This window comes from Parazoarcus communis (assembly GCF_003111665.1).
GTDB classification, from domain to species: Bacteria; Pseudomonadota; Gammaproteobacteria; order Burkholderiales; family Rhodocyclaceae; genus Parazoarcus; species Parazoarcus communis_B.
In genome coordinates, this window is record NZ_CP022188.1 from 2,187,495 (window position 1) to 2,206,339 (window position 18,845).

20 protein-coding genes and 1 other RNA gene are annotated in these 18,845 nt (G+C 64.4%); 11 read left to right on the forward strand and 10 right to left on the reverse strand.

What is annotated here, in order from left to right; translation table 11 throughout:
• Window positions 1–20 precede the first annotated feature (20 nt).
• The 7 genes from CEW87_RS22755 to CEW87_RS10030 are packed head-to-tail and all read right to left on the reverse strand — an operon-like array spanning window position 21 to window position 5,940.
• Entirely contained in the window at window positions 21–1,514 is a 1,494-nt protein-coding gene (locus tag CEW87_RS22755) for a DUF3426 domain-containing protein (protein ID WP_234421715.1), read from the reverse strand.
• 10 nt (window positions 1,515–1,524) lie between these two features.
• On the reverse strand, window positions 1,525–2,409 hold the full coding sequence (gene prmA / locus CEW87_RS10005) for a 50S ribosomal protein L11 methyltransferase (RefSeq protein WP_108972696.1): 885 nt from the start codon (window positions 2,407–2,409) through the stop codon (window positions 1,525–1,527).
• A 14-nt stretch (window positions 2,410–2,423) separates the two neighbouring features.
• A complete protein-coding gene (accC, locus tag CEW87_RS10010; RefSeq protein WP_108972698.1) occupies window positions 2,424–3,785 on the reverse strand; it encodes an acetyl-CoA carboxylase biotin carboxylase subunit in 1,362 nt (453 codons plus the stop codon).
• A 5-nt stretch (window positions 3,786–3,790) separates the two neighbouring features.
• Window positions 3,791–4,240, reverse strand: coding sequence for an acetyl-CoA carboxylase biotin carboxyl carrier protein (gene accB / locus CEW87_RS10015; protein ID WP_108972700.1), 450 nt, complete (start codon window positions 4,238–4,240; stop codon window positions 3,791–3,793).
• A 52-nt stretch (window positions 4,241–4,292) separates the two neighbouring features.
• Window positions 4,293–4,790 (reverse strand): type II 3-dehydroquinate dehydratase, encoded by a 498-nt coding sequence (gene aroQ / locus CEW87_RS10020; protein WP_108972702.1) that lies wholly within the window; start codon window positions 4,788–4,790, stop codon window positions 4,293–4,295.
• A 54-nt stretch (window positions 4,791–4,844) separates the two neighbouring features.
• A complete protein-coding gene (locus CEW87_RS10025) occupies window positions 4,845–5,402 on the reverse strand; it encodes a TlpA family protein disulfide reductase (protein WP_108972704.1) in 558 nt (185 codons plus the stop codon).
• Window positions 5,403–5,406: 4 nt separating this feature from the next.
• Window positions 5,407–5,940 (reverse strand): hypothetical protein, encoded by a 534-nt coding sequence (locus CEW87_RS10030; RefSeq protein ID WP_420094139.1) that lies wholly within the window; start codon window positions 5,938–5,940, stop codon window positions 5,407–5,409.
• Window positions 5,941–6,097: 157 nt separating this feature from the next.
• Here CEW87_RS10030 and mpl point away from each other — a divergent pair, with 157 nt between their 5' ends.
• Entirely contained in the window at window positions 6,098–7,447 is a 1,350-nt protein-coding gene (gene mpl, locus CEW87_RS10035) for a UDP-N-acetylmuramate:L-alanyl-gamma-D-glutamyl-meso-diaminopimelate ligase (protein WP_108972706.1), read from the forward strand.
• Window positions 7,448–7,501: 54 nt separating this feature from the next.
• Here the strand turns inward: mpl and CEW87_RS10040 are convergent, their stop codons facing one another.
• The 3 genes from CEW87_RS10040 to CEW87_RS10050 form a co-directional block, all read right to left on the reverse strand.
• Entirely contained in the window at window positions 7,502–8,143 is a 642-nt protein-coding gene (locus CEW87_RS10040; RefSeq protein WP_108972708.1) for a BON domain-containing protein, read from the reverse strand.
• On the reverse strand, window positions 8,143–8,736 hold the full coding sequence (locus CEW87_RS10045; RefSeq protein ID WP_108972709.1) for a phosphoheptose isomerase: 594 nt from the start codon (window positions 8,734–8,736) through the stop codon (window positions 8,143–8,145). The genes CEW87_RS10040 and CEW87_RS10045 overlap by 1 nt, the downstream gene beginning before the upstream one ends.
• 128 nt (window positions 8,737–8,864) lie before the next feature.
• Window positions 8,865–9,278 (reverse strand): YraN family protein, encoded by a 414-nt coding sequence (locus tag CEW87_RS10050; RefSeq protein WP_108972711.1) that lies wholly within the window; start codon window positions 9,276–9,278, stop codon window positions 8,865–8,867.
• On the opposite strand from CEW87_RS10050, the gene rsmI reads away from it, so the two are divergent.
• From rsmI to CEW87_RS10100, 10 genes are all read left to right on the forward strand, one after another.
• A complete protein-coding gene (gene rsmI / locus CEW87_RS10055) occupies window positions 9,277–10,143 on the forward strand; it encodes a 16S rRNA (cytidine(1402)-2'-O)-methyltransferase (RefSeq protein WP_108972713.1) in 867 nt (288 codons plus the stop codon). The genes CEW87_RS10050 and rsmI overlap by 2 nt on opposite strands.
• Window positions 10,144–10,189: 46 nt before the next feature.
• Window positions 10,190–11,227, forward strand: coding sequence for a dihydroorotase (gene pyrC, locus CEW87_RS10060; protein WP_108972715.1), 1,038 nt, complete (start codon window positions 10,190–10,192; stop codon window positions 11,225–11,227).
• 14 nt (window positions 11,228–11,241) lie between these two features.
• Complete coding sequence (locus CEW87_RS10065; protein ID WP_108972717.1) at window positions 11,242–11,676, forward strand: hypothetical protein; 435 nt, start codon at window positions 11,242–11,244, stop codon at window positions 11,674–11,676.
• 135 nt (window positions 11,677–11,811) lie between these two features.
• An RNA gene (gene rnpB, locus CEW87_RS10070) (RNase P RNA component class A) lies at window positions 11,812–12,193 on the forward strand.
• A 350-nt stretch (window positions 12,194–12,543) separates the two neighbouring features.
• Window positions 12,544–12,987 (forward strand): division/cell wall cluster transcriptional repressor MraZ, encoded by a 444-nt coding sequence (gene mraZ, locus CEW87_RS10075; protein ID WP_108950652.1) that lies wholly within the window; start codon window positions 12,544–12,546, stop codon window positions 12,985–12,987.
• Window positions 12,984–13,922, forward strand: coding sequence for a 16S rRNA (cytosine(1402)-N(4))-methyltransferase RsmH (gene rsmH / locus CEW87_RS10080; protein ID WP_108972719.1), 939 nt, complete (start codon window positions 12,984–12,986; stop codon window positions 13,920–13,922). Before mraZ ends, rsmH begins: the two co-directional genes overlap by 4 nt.
• The gene (gene ftsL, locus CEW87_RS10085; protein WP_108950654.1) at window positions 13,919–14,182 is read left to right on the forward strand and encodes a cell division protein FtsL; all 264 of its coding nucleotides are present in this window, start codon (window positions 13,919–13,921) and stop codon (window positions 14,180–14,182) included. The genes rsmH and ftsL overlap by 4 nt, the downstream gene beginning before the upstream one ends.
• Window positions 14,182–15,939, forward strand: a complete 1,758-nt coding sequence (locus CEW87_RS10090; RefSeq protein WP_108977103.1) for a peptidoglycan D,D-transpeptidase FtsI family protein — start codon at window positions 14,182–14,184, stop codon at window positions 15,937–15,939. Before ftsL ends, CEW87_RS10090 begins: the two co-directional genes overlap by 1 nt.
• Window positions 15,936–17,435: a UDP-N-acetylmuramoyl-L-alanyl-D-glutamate--2,6-diaminopimelate ligase gene (locus CEW87_RS10095; protein ID WP_108972720.1), complete on the forward strand. Its 1,500-nt coding sequence runs from the start codon at window positions 15,936–15,938 to the stop codon at window positions 17,433–17,435. Before CEW87_RS10090 ends, CEW87_RS10095 begins: the two co-directional genes overlap by 4 nt.
• Window positions 17,432–18,844: a UDP-N-acetylmuramoyl-tripeptide--D-alanyl-D-alanine ligase gene (locus CEW87_RS10100; RefSeq protein WP_108972722.1), complete on the forward strand. Its 1,413-nt coding sequence runs from the start codon at window positions 17,432–17,434 to the stop codon at window positions 18,842–18,844. The genes CEW87_RS10095 and CEW87_RS10100 overlap by 4 nt, the downstream gene beginning before the upstream one ends.
• Window position 18,845 lies beyond the last annotated feature (1 nt).

The window sequence follows — 18,845 nt, forward strand, 5'->3', positions numbered from 1 at the left end:
GTCAAGCGGCGTCGCCGGGATCAGGGATAGAAGACATACACGCGGTAGCCCGTCGGTGCGACCGCCGTCACGTCGAAGGCCAGCCTCACCACGGCGTCGCCGCGCGGCGCAAACCCGGCTTCGATGCGGCCGCTGGCGACCCATTCAGCCGGGCTGAACACCTTGCGCACCAGTGCCGAGTCATTCGCGTCGGTGAGGGTGAGTTCAAGATGTGGCCAGGCCTGCAGGAAGTCGGCCCGGTTCTTCACCGTCGCATGCAGCACGAAGCGGCCGGGGCGGCCGGGTTCGGATTGCAGGTCTGAGGTGTCGATCGAGATCTGTGCTGCTTCGCGTGGCAGGGGCATTGTGCAGCCGAGGCGCTCGCAGGCCGTGACCAGCAGTGGTCTCAGCCCGGGGAGCGCGCGTGCCAGGTCCTGTCGAAACAGGTAGATCGCCTGCACTGCGAGGATGCCCGCAAGCAAGCCGACAGCCAGCCCCCAAAGTGTTCGCCTGAGGCCGCTTGCCTGCGGCGGCTTGCCATAAATTGCGTCGAGGTGCTGGTTGTCGAGCGCAGGGGTGTCCGGCACGTCCGGATCGGTGTCGACTTCGTTGTCGACACGATGGCGCTCGAACTCGGTGAGCGGGACGTGCTCATCGAGATCCGGCTGTTTGGTGAGGGGGGCATCGGGGTGTTCCGACATTCCGGGTTCGACGCGAGTGTCGGCGCTCGAGCGGCGCTCGGCACGAATCACATCGGGAAGCGTGAAAGCGGTGGCGGGGGGCTCGATGCCAGATGTGACGCCTGTTTCCGGGGTTTCCGCCCAATCGACGTTCGAGCCCGGTTTGTGCTCATCGCCGTCGGAATGAGGTTCAAGCGCTGGAAAGGCAGCCATGCCTGGGCCGGATGTTGCACGGGGCTCGTCCGCGTGCGGCGGCAGTTGCAGGCTGTTGCTGTCGGGTTCGAAGAAGCTCGAGAAGTCGATCTCGTCGAGGCGCGGCTCAGCGCGCTCCTGCGGCCGGGGGGGCTGGTCCGCACCAACGATGTCGTCAGGGATATCGAAATCGAGGTTGCTGAGCAAAGCCGGATCGCTCCACGGCGATGCCTCGGCGGGCTGTGTGTCGGGCGTCCCGGCGCGGATCCCGGTGCCCGCATCGTCGCCGGCTGAGTCATCCGGGGCCGTTCCCGACTCGCTTGTGAATGGCTCGTCTACGGTCGCGGGCTCGGCGTCTTCTGGCGGAAGCTCGACGGGTTCGGGATTCGCGCTCGCAGGCGCGAGCGTTTCCGGCTCGTCCGCTGTGGGGTGCTCAGCTTCTGCTGCGGGCGCATGGGGCGTCGGCGTGAACGGCGGCTCGTCTTCAGTTGCCGCTTCTGCAGCGGGTGCCGGCTGGGGCGCGCCGGGGTCTGCGATGAGTTGGTCAAGCGAGTTGAACGGGTTGAAGCAGTGTCCGCATCGCACTTCGCCGTGGCGCGCGCGCAGTTGCTCGGCACGCAGCCGGAAAACGGTCTGGCACGCCGGGCAGCGGGTCAGCATCATCGTCGGGCGCTTAGCGCCGGCCTTCCAGTCTGACCCAGCCATCGCTGGTGGCGCCTACCTCAAGGGCGATGTACGGTGCCCAGGCGTCGATGACCTGCTCTGACTGTTGCTCAAGTACACCCGACAGCGCAACCCGGCCGCCCGGCGCGACCCGCGCCGCGATGGCGGGCGCGAGGACGCACAGGGGGTTGGTCAGGATATTGGCGACGACGATGTCGAAGGTTTCACTCAGGGCGATGCCGGAGTGCTGCAGCCGCATGGCGACCGCATTGCGCTGCGCGTTGTCGCGAGCAGCCTCGACCGCCTTTTCGTCAATGTCTACGCCCAGTACGTCCGCTGCGCCCAGCCGAACGGCGGCGATGCCGAGGATGCCTGAACCACAACCATAGTCGAGTACGGACTGCCCGGGCTGTACTGCATCGCACAGCCACTCGAGGCAGAGCCGGGTCGTCGGGTGTGAGCCCGTGCCGAAGGCCATGCCAGGATCGAGCTCGATGTTGATTGCGTCGGTGTCCGGTGCGGTGTGCCAGGAAGGGACGATCCACAGGCGCTCGGTGATCCGGATCGGGTCGAACTGGCTCTGGGTCAGCTGCACCCAGTTCTGCTCTTCCACGGCTTCCGTCGTATAGGGTGGAACGGCGTCCAGTCCGACGGCCTTCGATGCTTCGGCGAGCACGGTCTCGAACGCGGCATCGCGGTCGAACAGGGCAATCACCCGGCTGTGATCCCACAAGCTGGTGGGCAGGTGTCCGGGTTCGCCGAACTGGGGCGTCTCAGCCTCAGTGCCGGCATCCGCGTCCTCGATGGAAACCGACAGGGCGCCGGCCTCCATCAGGGCGTCGGAGAGTGCTTCTGCCTTGTTGGCATCTGCCTGCAGGGTAACCGAGGTCCACATTGTTTATGTCGTGCTCAGCTGGATTTGACTTCGCCACGGTCGGCGAGTTTGTGCTCAAGGTAATGGATGCTGGTGCCGCCTTCGACGAAGCGTGCATCGAGCATCAGTTCCTGGTGCAGCGCGATATTGGTCTTGATGCCGCCGACCGCCATCTCCGACAGCGCGATACGCATGCGGCGAATCGCCTGCTCGCGGGTGTCGCCGTATGAGATCAGCTTGCCGATCATCGAGTCGTAGTGCGAGGGAACGGTGTAGCCGTTGTAGACATGCGAATCGACGCGGATGCCGGGGCCGCCGGGGGTGTGCCAGTTCGTGATCTTGCCCGGCGAAGGGGTGAACTTGAACGGGTCTTCGGCGTTGATGCGGCATTCGATCGAGTGGCCGCGGAACTCGATGTCACGCTGACGGAACCAGAGTTTCTCGCCGGCAGCGACACGGATCTGGGCCTGCACGATATCCACGCCGGTAATCATCTCGGTGACCGGATGCTCGACCTGGACGCGGGTGTTCATCTCGATGAAGTAGAACTCGCCGTTCTCGTACAGGAACTCGAACGTGCCGGCGCCGCGATAGCCGATCTTGCGGCAGGCTTCGGCGCAACGCTCGCCGATCTTGGCGATCAGCTTGCGATCGATGCCCGGCGCCGGTGCTTCTTCGATCACCTTCTGGTGACGGCGCTGCATCGAGCAGTCGCGCTCACCCAGGTAGACCGCATTACCGTGCTGGTCAGCCATGATCTGGATTTCCACATGGCGCGGGTTCTCGAGGAACTTCTCCATGTAGACCACCGGGTTGCTGAACGCAGCCTGGGCTTCGGCGCGCGTCGTCGTGACCGCGTTGAGCAGTGCCGCCTCGGTATGCACGACGCGCATGCCGCGACCGCCGCCGCCGCCCGCAGCCTTGATGATGACCGGGTAGCCGACCGCACGGCCGATCTTGACGATTTCCTTGGGGTCTTCCGGCAGCGCACCGTCCGAGCCGGGAACGCACGGTACGCCAGCGACCTTCATCGCATCCTTGGCAGAGACCTTGTCGCCCATCAGGCGGATGGTCTCCGGGCGTGGGCCGATGAAGACAAAGCCCGACTGCTCGACGCGTTCGGCAAAGTCGGCGTTCTCGGACAGGAAGCCATAGCCGGGGTGGATGGCTTCGGAGTCGGTGACTTCCGCTGCGGAGATGATGGCCGGCACGTTGAGGTAGCTCAGGCCGGACGGCGCCGGGCCGATGCAGACCGATTCGTCCGCCAGCTTGACGTACTTGGCTTCGGTGTCGGCCTCGGAGTGGACTGCGACGGTCTTGACGCCGAGTTCGCGGCAGGCGCGCAGCACCCGCAGTGCGATCTCGCCGCGGTTCGCGATCAGGATCTTCTCGAACATGGCGTTCAGCCGATCACGAACAGGGGCTGGCCGTACTCGACCGGCTGGCCGTTCTCGACCAGCACCGCCTTGACGGTGCCGCTCACTTCACACTCGATCTCGTTCATCAGCTTCATCGCTTCGATGATGCACAGACGGTCGCCTTCATTGATGCTCTGACCGACCTCAGCCAGGGGCTTGGCGCCGGGGGCCGATGCGCGGTAGAAAGTGCCGACCATCGGCGACTTGATCACGTGGCCATCGGGCAGGGCGTCTGCGTCCGGTTCGCTTGCGACCGCGACAGCCACAGGGGCTGCGGCTGCGGCCTGGGTCGGCGCCTGCATGTAGGCGACCTGTGGGGCGGCTGCGAGGTGCTTTGCGATACGCACCTTTTCCTCGCCCTCGGTGACTTCGAGTTCCGAAATGCCCGATTCCTGGACGAGGTCGATCAGTTTCTTGAGCTTGCGCAGATCCATGCTGTTCTCCGTACGTAACGACGCCGCGGCTGGCGGACGCCGTCGTGGATGGCTAGTTGTTGTGTTCCCGCAGACGGGTGAGTGCGAATTCGAGTGCGGCGAGGTAGCCGTAGGCGCCCAGGCCGCAGACGACTCCGACTGCCCGGTCCGAAAAATACGAGTGCTGGCGGAACGGTTCGCGAGCGTGGACGTTGGATAGATGAACTTCCACGTAGGGAATCTGTACCGCAGCCAGTGCGTCGCGCAGTGCGACACTGGTGTGTGTGTAAGCGGCCGGGTTGATGACGATGAAGGCGACGCCTTCGCTTGCCGCAGCCTGCACCCGGTCGATCAGCTGACCTTCGTGATTGCTCTGGAAGGATTCGAGCAGTACGCCGTCCGCACGAGCGCGCGACTCCATGGCTGCATGGATGTCGGACAGGGTGGTTTTGCCGTAGATATCGGGTTCGCGACTGCCGAGCAGGTTCAGATTCGGACCATGAAGGACCAGTATTCGAGCTTGCGGCGGCGGGGGCGATTCGGCTTTTTGGCTGCGTTTTGAGCGCGTCATGGCGGCAAGTTTGCCGTAATTGACGACAACTTGTCCAGCGCGGTCTGCGCCGGATCAGGACTCGTCGTCGATCAGGGGACGGATTTTGCGCTCGAGTTCGTCCTGATTCAAGGTCCCGACTTTGATATGGCGCGCGACGCCCTTGCGGTCGATGATCACCGTGAATGGCAAGCCCTGTGCTGCGTTGCCGAATCCTGGGCCCAGTGCCAGCACGTCTGCCGAGGCGATCAGCAGCGGGTAGGGCACATCAAATTCGGCCTTGAAGGCCTTCACCTTGTCGAGCGCGTCGATACTGAGTCCGACGAACTGCACTGGCGCATCACTGAAGTCGCGGCTGGCTGCCGAGAAGTCCGGGATTTCCCGGCGGCAGGGTGGGCACCAGGTTGCCCAGAAGTTGGCCACGATGACCTTGCCGCGCCACTGCGCCAGCGCTTGCATGTGACCGTCGGTGTCGGGGAGCGCCAGCGCCAGCAGCGCTTCGGTGGCGCTGGCGGTGGCGGCCGTCGTGCTGGCGGTCTCGGTCGTGTCGCCGATTCGACTGGTGAAGTAGCCTGCGGTACCGGCAATGCCTGCAACGACAGCGATCAGGGCGTACTGGATGTATCTGTTCATGGCCTTATTCTGCAGCGGCAGCGTTGTTCAGGAGGGCTTCGACCTGCGCCAGCCGGGCGCGTTCCTGGTGCGGGCGGCGACCGTTGCGCTCGGCGCCGGCGCCGTAGACTGAGAGCCTGACCGGCACGTCGTCCCAGTCGAGGATGAGAACGACTTCTGGCGCACCGGGGGCGGGGCGCCGCGGTTCGCGGTGCTCGTAGGCGAGGTCCTGGTTGAGGAAGAAGATCTCGACTTCCTTTGCGCTCTCGGGGTAGAGCTCGATTTCCAGTTCGGAGTAGCGGCCTGCGGTGCCGTCCAGGGCGCCGCCGGTCAGATAGGGGCGGAACTCAGCCAGCAACTGCATGATCTCCACCGCTGCCGAGCGCATCGCTACAAGTCGCTCGGCCTGCTCATCGTCCTGATACAGCGCCTGCCAGATGCGCAGTTCGGCCTCGATCTCCGCGTTGTTCGGGAGCGACTCGGAAACGCTTGCGCCGAGCTGCTTGGCAGCCTTGCGCTTGGCGAAGCCGTAGTCGCTGATCCCGTCCTCGGCCATCATGCGGGCAGCCAGTGCGGCGATTTCTCGGCGCAGGGTGCCGATTTTCGGGAAGTTGGCGTTTGCTGGCATGGATGCTGTGGGCTCGGTGCCATCGGGTAGAATGCGGCCCATTCTACACGGGCGGGTTTCATTCGTTTCGCGCTCTTCCGGAGTCTTCATGCATATCCATATTCTCGGCATCTGCGGCACCTTCATGGGTGGGGTGGCGCTGCTGGCCCGTGCCGCCGGTCATCGGGTCACCGGTTGCGATGCCAACGTCTATCCGCCGATGAGCACTCAGCTCGAAGAGCAGGGCATTGAACTCACCGAGGGCTTTGATCCGGCGCAACTCGCGCTCGAACCTGACGTGTTCGTGGTCGGTAACGCCATTTCGCGCGGCAATCCGCTGCTTGAGGCGATTCTCGATCGTGGCCTGCCCTATGTGTCGGGGCCGCAGTGGCTGGCAGAGCATGTGCTCGCGGGGCGCTGGGTGCTCGGTGTGGCGGGTACGCATGGGAAGACGACCACGACCTCGCTGCTGGCATGGATCCTCGAGGATGCCGGGCTCAACCCCGGCTTTCTGGTCGGCGGGGTGCCGCAGAACTTCGGGCTGTCAGCGCGGCTGACCGAATCGCCCTTCTTCGTGATCGAGGCTGACGAATACGACACCGCCTTTTGCGACAAGCGTTCCAAGTTTGTGCACTACCGCCCGCGGACCGTGATCCTCAACAATCTCGAGTTCGATCACGCTGACATCTTTGCCGATCTGCCTGCGATCGAAACGCAGTTTCATCACCTGGTCCGCACACTGCCGGCAAGCGGCCGGATCATTGCCAATGGCGCTGAGGCGGCACTGCACAGGGTGATCGAACGTGGTTGCTGGTCGGAGCTTGAATGGTTCAATACCGCAGAGGGCTGGTCTGCGGGTGTCGGCGCGTCCGACGCCGAGGCAGTGTTCTCGCTGGCAGGGCGCGAGCTCGGGCGGGTTGAACTGCCTCTGGCGGGCAGCCACAACCGCGACAACGCCCTTGCGGCCATAGCCGCGGCCCGCCATGTCGGGGTGACGCCGGCGCAGTCAATCGCCAGTCTGGCGAAGTTTGCGGGCATCAAGCGTCGGCTCGAGGTTCGTGGTGTGGTGGAAGGCGTCACCGTGTATGACGACTTTGCGCATCATCCGACGGCGATCGCGCTGACCGTCGAAGGCCTGCGGCGGCGTCACCCCGAAGGGCGCATTCTCGCCGTCCTTGAGCCGCGCTCGAACACGATGAAGCTGGGGGTGATGAAGGATCAGTTGCCGCGCAGCCTGGCGCATGCTGACCGTGTGTTCTGCTATACCAAGGGCCTGGGCTGGGATGCCGCCGGCGCCCTGGCGCCGCTGGGCGAAGTGGCGGCCTGTCACGAGGACCTGGATGCACTGGTGGCTGAAGTGGTGCGTGCAGCACAGCCCGGTGACCACGTGCTGGTCATGAGCAATGGCGGATTTGGTGGTGTGCACCAGAAGTTGCTCACAGGGCTTGCGCGCGATTGATATGCGCAGGCGGCTGGACGACTCCGGCGGAGCCGTCCAGTGTGTGGCGACTGTTTATTGCGGTTTCTGTTTGCTGCCCGCGGGCGCGTCCAGACGGCGAGCCTCGTCGTCGCTGATGTAGTCGAACACCCGCACAACCTTGCGCACGCCCTGGCTGGTGCTCGCGATGGCGCTGGCCGCGTCGGCCTCGCTGCGTTTCACGAGGCCCATCAGGAAGACGACGTTGGCTTCGGTGACGACCTTGACGTGGTTGGCCGAGAAGCTCTGGCCATCCACGAACCGTGCCTTAACGTTGGAGGTGATGAGGCTGTCGTTGGCTCGAGCGCTCATTGACGACGCCGGGCCGATCGCGAGTTCGTTGATGATGCCGCGCACGTTCTCCACGCCAGCGATGATGCGCTCGGCTTCCGCACGTACGGTTTCGTTCTGCACCTCTCCGGTGAGCAGTACGTTGCGGTTGTAGGACGTGACATTGATGTGGTTGATGGTGCCGAACTGCTCGCGCAGGCGGCTGGCTGCCTTCCACTCGATGCCTTCGTCTTCTACGTAGACACCGGAGCTGCGACGGTCGGCGATCATCATGGCGCCGGCGCCGACGCCGGTGGCCACCACCGGGAAGCAGCCTTGCAGCAAGGGCAGGGTGCCGGCGGCGCAAAGGCCGAGAAGCAGTTTGCGGCGGGTACGGGATGGGTTCATCAGTCTTCCACTCCTAATAGCAGACAATCGATGCCGTCGCACAGGCAGTGCAGGACGAGCAGGTGGACTTCCTGGATGCGTGCGGTGCGATCGGCCGGCACGCAGAGGTGAATGTCGTCGTCACCGAGCAGGTCGGCAATCGAGCCGCCGCCCTTGCCTGTCAGCGCGATGACGCGCATTTCGCGTTCATGTGCGGCGTTGATGGCATCGATGACGTTCGGCGAATTGCCGCTGGTCGAAATCGCCAGCAGAACGTCGCCCGGCTGCCCCAGTGCGCGAACCTGCTTGGAAAAAATCTGTACGAAGTCGTAATCGTTACCGATCGAGGTCAGGGTCGAGCTGTCGGTGGTCAGTGCTACCGCTGCCAATGGCGGGCGCTCCATCTCGAAACGGTTGACCAGCTCGGCGGCGAAGTGTTGGGCATCCGCTGCCGATCCGCCGTTGCCGCAGGCGAGGATCTTGCCGTTGTTGATCAGGCAGCCGGTCATGGCCTCCACGGCCTGCGCAATGGGTGCAGCCATCCACTCGATCGAGGCGAGCTTGGTTTGCGCGCTGTCCTCGAAGTGGCGGGAAATTCTGTCAATCAGGTCCATGTCTCGATCGGGGTCATGCCTTGGGGGTTGAAGTCTAGCACGCACGTTCGGGTGCCGACTGCTGCCTAGCATGGCGGGAAACGCGCCTTTGTGCACCTGCTTTTACATGGGCTTACCGCGCGCCTGGGTCAGTCTGCGTCGAAGGCCGCCCTGATCCAGTCGAGGTGGTTGGCGTCGGGGGCGTCGAACAGGATGGCGTCAAAGCGGCACGGGCGGTTGGCATGGCTGCGGCCGCCTCCGCTCAGCCACCAGCGTGCGGCATGCACGATGCGCCTTTGCTTCTCCGCAGTAATGCTCGCTGCGGCGCCGCCGAAGCGTGAGTTGCCGCGCAGGCGCACTTCGACGAAGACAAGCGTGTTGCGCTCGAGTCCGATCAGGTCGACCTCGCCGCCGCGGCAGCGCACGTTGCGCGCGAGGATCTGCAGGCCGTTGCGTTCGAGGTGTGCTGCTGCGAGATCTTCGGCAATTTGCCCGCGCGCTTGCGCCGGAGTCGTCCGCGCACCGACAATCGATGTCCTGCCCCCTTCTGCTGACTTCTTCATGACCGACTCTTCTGCAAGGCTCCTGTCCAGGACGCCGTCATTATATGTAGTGGCGACCCCGCTGGGAAATCTGAGTGACATATCTGCGCGGGCTCAGGGCATCCTGGCGGCGGTCGATGTCATTGCGGCCGAGGACACGCGCCACAGCCAGCGTTTGATGGAGGCGTGCGGCGTCCGTACCCGGTTGGTTGCCCTGCATCAGCACAACGAGCAGCGCGCGGCCGGGCAGTTGGTGGAGTGGCTGGCGGCCGGGCAGCATGTGGCGCTCATCACCGATGCGGGCACGCCTGCGGTGTCGGATCCGGGGGCAAAGGCAGTGGCCCGGGTGCGGGAGGCGGGGTATCCGGTGGTGCCGGTGCCGGGGGCCTGTGCCGCAATCGCGGCGCTGTCGGTGTCCGGGTTTGCGGAGGGCGGTTTTCGCTTCGTCGGTTTCCTGTCGCCCAAATCGGGCGCCCGGCGCGCATCAATGGCGGCGCTGGTGGAAGATCGCGATGCGCTGGTGTTCTACGAGGCGCCCCATCGGGTGCTTGAGTGTGTCACCGACATGGCCGCAGTGTTCGGGCCTGCACGCGAGATTCTGGTGGCGCGTGAAATGACGAAGCTGCACGAGGAGATCGTGCGCATGCCGCTGGGCGAGGCCGTCGCCTGGTTCGAGGCGGACAGCAACCGGGTGCGCGGCGAGTTCGTGCTGGTGGTCGATGGCGCGCCTGAGCAGGAGGGCCTGGGGGTGGAGGCCGAGCGCGTGCTCGACCTGCTGCTTGGCGAATTGCCGGTCAAGACGGCGGCGCGGATCGCAGCCGAGATCACCGGCGCACCGAAGAATGCGCTTTATGCACGGGCGCTGGCACTCAAGGACGCCGGCTGAGGCTCTGCCCGCTTATAATCCTCACAAACGATCACAGAGCGAAGCGATGCACACGATTACCCTGACCCGCCCGGATGACTGGCATCTGCATGTCCGCGACGGCGATGCACTTGCCACCGTCGTGCCGCACACTGCGCAACGCTTCGGCCGCGCACTGATCATGCCCAATCTGCGTCCGCCGGTGACAACGACGGAGCAGGCGCTGGCCTATCGTGAGCGCATTCTGGCTGCAGTGCCGCAAGGTGTGCGTTTCGAGCCCCTGATGAGCCTGTATCTCACCGACAACATGCCGCCAGACGAGATCGACAGGGCCAAGGCCAGTGGTGCGATCGTGGCGGCCAAGCTCTATCCGGCGGGTGCGACCACCAACTCCGATGCCGGCGTGACGTCGATCGACAAGGTTTATTCGGTACTCGAGCGCATGGAAGCGTGCGGCATGGTGTTGTGCGTGCATGGCGAGGTGACTGCCGGCGATGTCGATGTCTTCGATCGCGAGCGGGTTTTCATCGAGCGCGTCCTGTCGCCGGTGGTGCGGCGTTTCCCCGGGTTGAAGGTGGTGTTCGAGCACATCACGACGGCCGAGGCTGCGCAGTTCGTGCGTGCAGCCGGGGCGCATGTCGGCGCGACCGTGACCGCACATCACCTGTTGCTCAACCGGAACGCCATCTTTGCCGGCGGCATCCGTCCGCATCACTATTGTCTTCCGATACTCAAGCGCGAAACGCATCGTCAGGCGCTTGTCGAGGCGGTGACTTCAGGTAATCCGCGCTTTTTCCTCGGCACCGACTCCGCGCCGCACGCGCGCAGTGCCAAGGAGTCGGCGTGTGGGTGCGCCGGCTGTTACACGGCTCATGCGGGCATCGAACTGTACGCGGAAGTCTTTGAGGCTGCCGGTGCGCTCGATCGGCTCGAGGCTTTCGCGAGTCTGAATGGGCCTGCGTTCTACGGCCTCAAGCCGAACCCCGAGCGCATCACCCTGCAGCGCGAGACCTGGCAGGTGCCTGAGTCCTATGGCTATCTTGGTGCGGACCCGCTGGTTCCGCTGCGCGCGGGCGAGTCCGTGGCGTGGAAGCTGGTGCCCTGAGGAGGTCTGGCCCGATGTCCTTCCCACGTCTGCGCTGCATTGCCCTGCTTGCCTTGGCTCCCTTGTTGGCGGCTTGCGAGAACAGTGCCGTTGCCTATTCGATCGAAGGCAAGGAGCACGCGCTGACCTTGTTGCGCGAGCAGCCCTATTTCTGGAGCGACGAGGTCACGCAGTACATCGTTGCGGCGCGTCTGCCGCAATGCCAGAAGAAGGTGCGCATTCATCCCGGGCGTACCACGATGGCCGATATCGAAGTCTTCGATGCGGGTTACCAGATGTGGGCGCTCCATCAGGGCGCCCGGTGGTATCTGGCCAGCACGGAGTCGTGCCAGGTGCAGGATTGGGACAACGCCGGCGATGCGCCGCCCGGTGCGCTCGTGGGGCGCTTCCGCCTGAAGGATGGCGCGCCTGAGTTCGAGGCTGTACCCGTACCCTCCGCTGGAGGGTGAGGCGGCTGCGGGCTTACGGCTTTCGTCGTAATTTGCCTGCTGCTTGCCGGTGCGCCGGACCTGCCGGGGGTTGTCGGGCAGCTTGTTTTGCCGATGGCGCGCCCGAGGCGGGGTGTTCACGTATAATCCGCCCGGGAAGTTCGCCAGGCAGTCGCTGTGCACCTTCGGGTGTGTGGAGGAAAGTCCGGGCCCCGCAGAGCAGGATGCCGGCTAACGGCCGGGCGTCGTGAGGCGACGGAAAGTGCAACAGAGAGCAGACCGCCGATGGCTTTCGCAAGAAAGATCAGGTAAGGGTGAAAGGGTGGGGTAAGAGCCCACCGCAGGACTGGCAACAGGACTGGCACGGTAAACCCCATCCGGGGCAAGGCCAAATAGGGGAGTAATGGCGTGGCTCGCGTCGCTCCCGGGTAGGCTGCTAGAGCTTCACGGTAACGTGTCGCCCAGAGGAATGACTGCCCGATGATCCGGTTTGCGCTGGATCGTTCGACAGAACCCGGCTTATCGGCGAACTTCCCAATTCCCTTATGTTTCGATCCCGGTGCTGACGCGCCGCGGTCCCGAAGTGGCGACATGCCGTCATCCGGCGGTCATTTTTCGTCCGCGTCCTGCGGCTTTCCCCACTTCGCCCCACTCTGCCCAGACCCACTTTCGCAGTTCATGCACTCCTGCATGAAGTTGCGCTATTTGCCTTGATTTAACAGGGTTTATTTGAGCTTGCCTGCTTTGACTTAAGTCATTGTGTAGCAAAGAGTTTCCCTCGTTCGTCGGCTTGACCGGGTTGTGCCTTTACTCTACAGTGGGGATAAGTGGAGAAAAGTGGGGTGGAGTGTCATTTTGATGCTTCGCCCGAACCGTTCAGGGGGCGCGATGTTTCAGGGAGCCGCAGCGCTGAGTCTCGATGCGAAGGGTCGCCTTGCGATTCCCTCGCGGCATCGTGACGCGCTTGCTGTAGAGAATGGGCAGGTGGTCATCACCGCCCATCCTCACGGCTGCCTGATCGTTTACCCGGTTCCTGCGTGGGAGCCGATCCGTGACAAGGTCTTGAGTGCACCCAGCCTCGACCCGGTCTCGGCCCAGCTGAAGCGACTCCTCGTCGGCTTTGCCCAGGACGAGGCGCTCGACAGCGCCGGGCGCGTGCTGATTGCGCCTTCCCTGCGGCAGTTCGCCCGTCTCGAAAAACAGGTCTGGCTGGTGGGGCAGGGCAGCCACTTCGAACTCTGGTCCGACGCCGGCTGGCAGAAACAGCAGGAAGCCATGATGGCGCTGGCGGGCACCGGGCTGCCGCCTGGTTTCGAGAGTCTTGCGCTATGAGCGAGAAAGCGCTGCACATCACCGTATTGCTGCAGGAGGGCGTCGATGCACTGGCGATCCGGCCTGACGGCATTTACGTGGACTGCACCTTCGGGCGTGGTGGGCACAGTCGCGAGATCCTTGCGCGGCTTGGCCCGGCTGGACGCCTGATCGCCTTCGATCGTGACCTCGTTGCCATTGCGGCCGGACGGGAGATGAATGACGACCGACTGACGCTGGTTCATGCCCCGTTCAGCGATCTGGATGTCGAGCTTGAACAGCTCGGCATCGAGCTCGTCGATGGCGTGCTGATGGACCTGGGGGTGTCGTCTCCACAACTCGATGATGGCGCGCGAGGGATGAGCTTTCGCTTTGATGCGCCGCTCGACATGCGCATGGACACAAGTCGCGGACAGACCGTAGCAGACTGGCTGGCGGATGCTTCCGTCGCCCAAATCACGGAGGTACTCAGAGATTATGGAGAAGAACGGTTTGCTTATGCGATTGCAAAGGCGATTGCAGCTGCTCGGACAGGGGGGGCTGTCGAAACCACTGGACAACTTGCCGCGATCGTGGAAAAAACGGTCCGCACGCGCGAGCCGGGGAAGCACCCAGCGACGCGCAGTTTCCAGGCTCTACGGATTTTCATCAATCAGGAGCTTGAGGAGCTGACGCAGGTGCTGCCTGTCTGTGTCCGTCGACTGCGGACCGGTGGCAGGCTGGCTGTGATCAGTTTCCATTCGCTCGAGGACCGCATCGTCAAGCGCTTCATGCGCGACGGCTCGCGTCCGCCCCAGCTGCCGGCGCGCCTGCCGGTGCGTGCTGCCGACATGCCGAAGCCGCCGCTGGTGCTGGTCGGCAAGGCGGTGCACCCGGGGGATGAAGAGGTTGCACATAACCCGCGCTCCCGCAGCGCGGTGATGCGCGTGGCCGAGCGTACGGAGGCCGCAGCGTGATCCGCCTCGATGCACTCCTCGTCGCGCTCGTGGTGGCCAGTGCGCTTGGCGTCGTTGCCGCGCAGCACCAGGCCAGAAAGCTGTTCTCCGCACTTGAGCGGGAGCAGACCCGTGCGCACGGACTTGAGGTCGAGTGGGGGCAGCTGCAGCTTGAGCAGAGCACCTGGGCGGCGCATGGGCGTGTGGAGAAACTGGCGCGCGAGCGGCTCGGACTGCGGCCGCCGGTTCAGGGGCAGGTTGTCGTGCTGGAGGCGCAATGATGCAAAAACAGCGCACTGTCACCTTTAATCACAATCCCTTGCTCAAGCGCGAGTTGCCCGTGTGGCGTTCACGTTTTGTGCTGATGGTTCTGCTTGGCTGCATGCTGGTGCTGGTCGGGCGGGCGCTTTTCCTGCAAGGCATCAACAACGAATTCCTCCAGGCCAAGGGCGAGATGCGCTACGCCCGTGTGCTTGAAGTGCCGGCAACCCGGGGGCGGATCACAGATCGCAATGGCGACATGTTCGCCGTGAGTACGCCGGTGCGCTCCGTGTGGGCAATCCCGACCGACGTCAATCTCGAGCCGGGCGAGGCGAGGCAGCTGGCAAAGCTGCTCGAGATGGATGTTGCCGAACTCAATGCCAAGCTGGCGTCGGGGCGTGACTTCGCCTATCTGAAACGCCAGCTCTCACCCGATGTGGCCGAGCGTATTGCGGAGCTCAAGCTCTCGGGTATCCATCAGCAGCGTGAATACCGTCGTTTCTATCCTGGAGGCGAGGTGACGGCGCACATGCTGGGCTTCACCAGCGTCGAAGATCGCGGTCAGGAAGGCATCGAACTCGCGTACGAAGCGCAGCTCGCCGGTCAGCCCGGCTCGCGGCGGGTGATCAAGGATCGTCGGGGGCAGGTCGTCGAAGACGTCGAGTCCATCCGGCCGCCGCGTGATGGCGAGGACGTCGTGCTCGCGATGGATGGCAAGATCCAGTATCTCGCCTACTCGGCCTTGCGCGAAGCAATGCAGAAATTCCGTGCCAAGGCGGGTGCCGTTGTGGTCGTGGATGTGCAGACCGGCGAAGTGCTGGCGCTGGCCAATGCGCCCACCTTCAATCCGAATAATCGCGCCAACCTGACCGGCGCGCAGCTGCGGAACCGGGCATTCACCGATACCTTCGAGCCGGGTTCGGTCATGAAGCCCTTCGTCGCCGCGCTTGCGCTCGAGAGTGGCAAGTTCAAGGCCGCGACCAAGATCGACACCAGCCCGGGGCGCATGACGATCGGCACCGCGACGATTGGCGATGCGCATCCTCATGGCGTCCTGACGGTTGCCGAGGTCATCCAGAAGTCTTCGAACGTCGGTACGGTCAAGATGGCGCTGCAGTTCAGCCCGGATGAGATGTGGCGCCTGCTCGACGGGCTGGGTTTCGGCTCGCAGCTCAGCCTCGGATTTCCGGGCGAAGCGACCGGCCGCCTGCGTCCAGCCAAGTCGTGGCGTCCGATCGAGCAGGCCACGATGTCCTATGGGCACGGGATTTCGGTCAGTCTGATTCAGATTGCTCACGCATATCTCGCTTTCGCGCGCGATGGTGATCTGCTTCCGCTGTCACTGACCCGGGTCGATACACCCAAAGCGGCCCCGAAACGGGTTTTCTCGCCCCAGGTGGCAAGAGAAGTCCGGGCCATGCTCGAGTTGGCTGCCGGGCCAGGAGGGACCGCGCCCCAGGCCCAGGTGCCGGGCTATCGCGTTGCAGGCAAGACCGGCACCGCATACAAGCTGGAGGGGGGGCAGTACGTCAAGAAGTACATCTCCTCGTTCGTCGGCCTTGCGCCCGTGTCCCGTCCGCGACTGGTCGTCGCGGTGATGATCGATGAGCCCACCGGTGCGCATTACGGTGGCGCAGTTGCAGCCCCGGTCTTTGCCCGTATCGTCGAAGGCTCTCTGCGCGCGTTGGGTGTGGCACCCGACGCACCCATCACGCCACTGCAGCTTGCTCGCAAGCAAGGTGCCGAAGCTGTGACTGCGGTGCGGGAGAGCATGTGAGCGAGCAGGCCCAAACGATCCTCGAACAACTGCGTAAGCAGGGCGTCACGCCCACGGGCATCACCGCTGATTCGCGCCGTGTCGGCGCGGGCGATGTCTTTGCCGCGTGGCCGGGCTATGCGACCGATGGACGTCGTTTCATCGATTCTGCCGTCGCCGCGGGTGCTGCTGCTGTGCTTTACGAAGGCAGTGACGGCTTTCAGTGCGCCACGGGTGCCCGCCCGCTCATCGCGGTCAATGGCCTGCGCGAACTGGCCGGACATCTGGCGCACGAGATCTACGAGCGTCCCTCGGAGAAACTCTGGCTCGCCGGCGTGACGGGCACCAATGGCAAGACCACGGTCAGCCAGTGGCTGGCGCGGGCGCTGGATGAACTCGGCTGCCGCTGCGGCATTGTCGGTACCCTGGGTTGCGGTTTCGTCGATCAGCTTTCGGCAAGTGCCAATACGACGCCGGACGCGCTTGATCTGCATCGCCTGCTGGCAGGCTTCGTGTCGGCTGGCGCCGGTGCGGCCGCCATGGAAGTGTCCTCGATCGGGCTCGATCAGGGGCGGGCGAATGGCGCCTGCTTCGACGTTGCAATCTTCACCAACCTGTCGCGGGACCATCTCGATTATCACCGCACGATGGATGCCTACGCGGCTGCCAAGGCGCGCATGTTCGATCTGCCAGGTGTTGGCGAAGCGGTGATCAATCTGGACGACGCCTTCGGCCTGATGCAGGCGCGCCGTCTGCTGGATGCGGGGCGGCGTGTGCTGGGCTACACCCGGATCGCATCGAATGCGGATGCTGTGCCGGGCGCCCGTGTGCTCGTCGGCGACCGGCTTGAAACCACTGCGTCCGGCCTGCGCTTCACCGTGCTCTGGGAAGGGCGCAAGTTCGACCTTCAGGTGCGCATGGTGGCGCCCTTCAACGTGTCCAACCTGCTTGCCGTCATTGGCGCCCTGATTGCCCGCGGCGTGGCGCTGGACGAGGCGCTGCACGTGGCTGCCAGGCTGACGCCGCCCGAGGGCCGGATGCAGCTCGTCGGCGGCGTGGCCGAGCCGCTGGTCGTGATCGACTATGCTCACTCGCCGGATGCACTGGCAAAGGTTCTCGAGGCCTTGCGCGGGACGGTGCGTACCCGGGGAGGGCGTCTGATCTGTGTGTTCGGCTGTGGCGGTGATCGTGATCCCGGAAAGCGACCGATGATGGGAGAGGTGGTGCGCGAGCTTGCCGACCGTGTCGTCGTAACCAGTGACAATCCGCGTAGCGAAGATCCACAGCAGATCATCGACGCCATCATGGAGGGCGCAGGTGCCGGTGCGGAAAGCATCGTTGACCGCGCCCTGGCAATCCGGACCGCGGTCGCCGACGCGGGCGCGGACGATGTGATCCTTCTTGCGGGAAAGGGACACGAACCCTATCAGGAAGTCCATGGCACGCGCCTGCCCTTCCTCGATCTTGAACATGCCCGTGCGGCCTTGCGCGAATGGAACGGGGGGAGCAACACATGATGACACTGCTGGACGCGGTGCGCGCCCTCGCTACCCGGGATGCCCGGGTCATCGGTGCTGCGCGCTTCGAGTCGGTTGGAACGGATACCCGGAATCTGCAGGTCGGGCAGCTTTTCGTTGCCCTGCGCGGTGACCGCTTCGACGGGCACGATTTCATCGATGTCGCCGCTGCCGCAGGCGCTGCCGCTGCACTGGTCGATTCGCGCTGGGCGGAAATGCACCCGGGCGCCCCCTTGCCACTGGTGGTGGTGGACGACACCCGGCTTGCACTCGGCACGCTTGCTGCCGCCTGGCGTGCAGGATTCGACCTGCCACTGATTGGTGTGACCGGCAGCAATGGCAAGACCACGGTAAAGGAAATGTGTGCTGCCATCATGCGCGCCGACGCCGCCCTGAATGGCGCGGGTGGCGATGCCGTGCTGGCGACGCGGGGCAATCTGAACAACGACATCGGCCTGCCGCTGACCCTGCTTGAACTGCGTGACCACCATCGTGCGGCCGTGATCGAGATGGGGATGAACCGTCCGGGCGAGATTGCCTATCTGACCGGCCTGGCACGTCCGACCGTGGCCGTGGTGAACAACGCACAGCGGGCGCACCTGCAGGGCATGGGCTCGCTGACAGAGGTTGCGCGCGAGAAAGGCAGCATCTATCAGGGGCTCAGGTCCGATGGCGTGGCGATCATCAACGCCGACGACGCGCATGCGGACTACTGGCGGGAGCTCAACGCCGGTCACAGGATTGTGACATTCGGTATCGACGAGGCAGCGGACGTGCGCGGCCGGTGTACCCTCCACGGCCTCGGATCGCAGCTCGAACTCGATACTCAGCAGGGGCGGGTCGGGATCGCGCTGCAGGTGCCGGGTCTTCACAACGCACGCAATGCCGTTGCTGCGGCGGCGGCCTGCCTGGCGGCCGGTGCAGCGCTGGATGCGGTGGTCGAAGGGCTGACCGAATTTGCCGGGACCAAAGGTCGCCTGCAGCGTCGCACGGGACCGCGCGGTTCGGTGATTCTGGATGACAGCTATAACGCCAATCCCGATTCCGTGCGAGCGGGAATCGACGTCCTGGCGCTGACGCCGGGGCATACGTTTCTGGCGCTGGGTGACATGGGCGAGATCGGCGAGACCAGCGCTCAGGTGCACGACGAAATCGGCGGCTATGCCAAGAGCAAAGGTGTCGATGGGTTGTACGCACTGGGCGATGTGAGCGCGGTGGCCGCGCGCAACTTCGGCGAAGGCGGCGCCCATTTCGGCAGCGTCGAGGCCCTGGTCGAAGCGCTTGCTGGACAACTCGATGCCGATTCGGTGGTGTTGGTGAAGGGCTCGCGCTTCATGCGCATGGAACGTGTGGCGGATGCGCTCGCTGCACTGCAGAATACCGCCCCTCGTACGGAAACAGGTTCCTAAT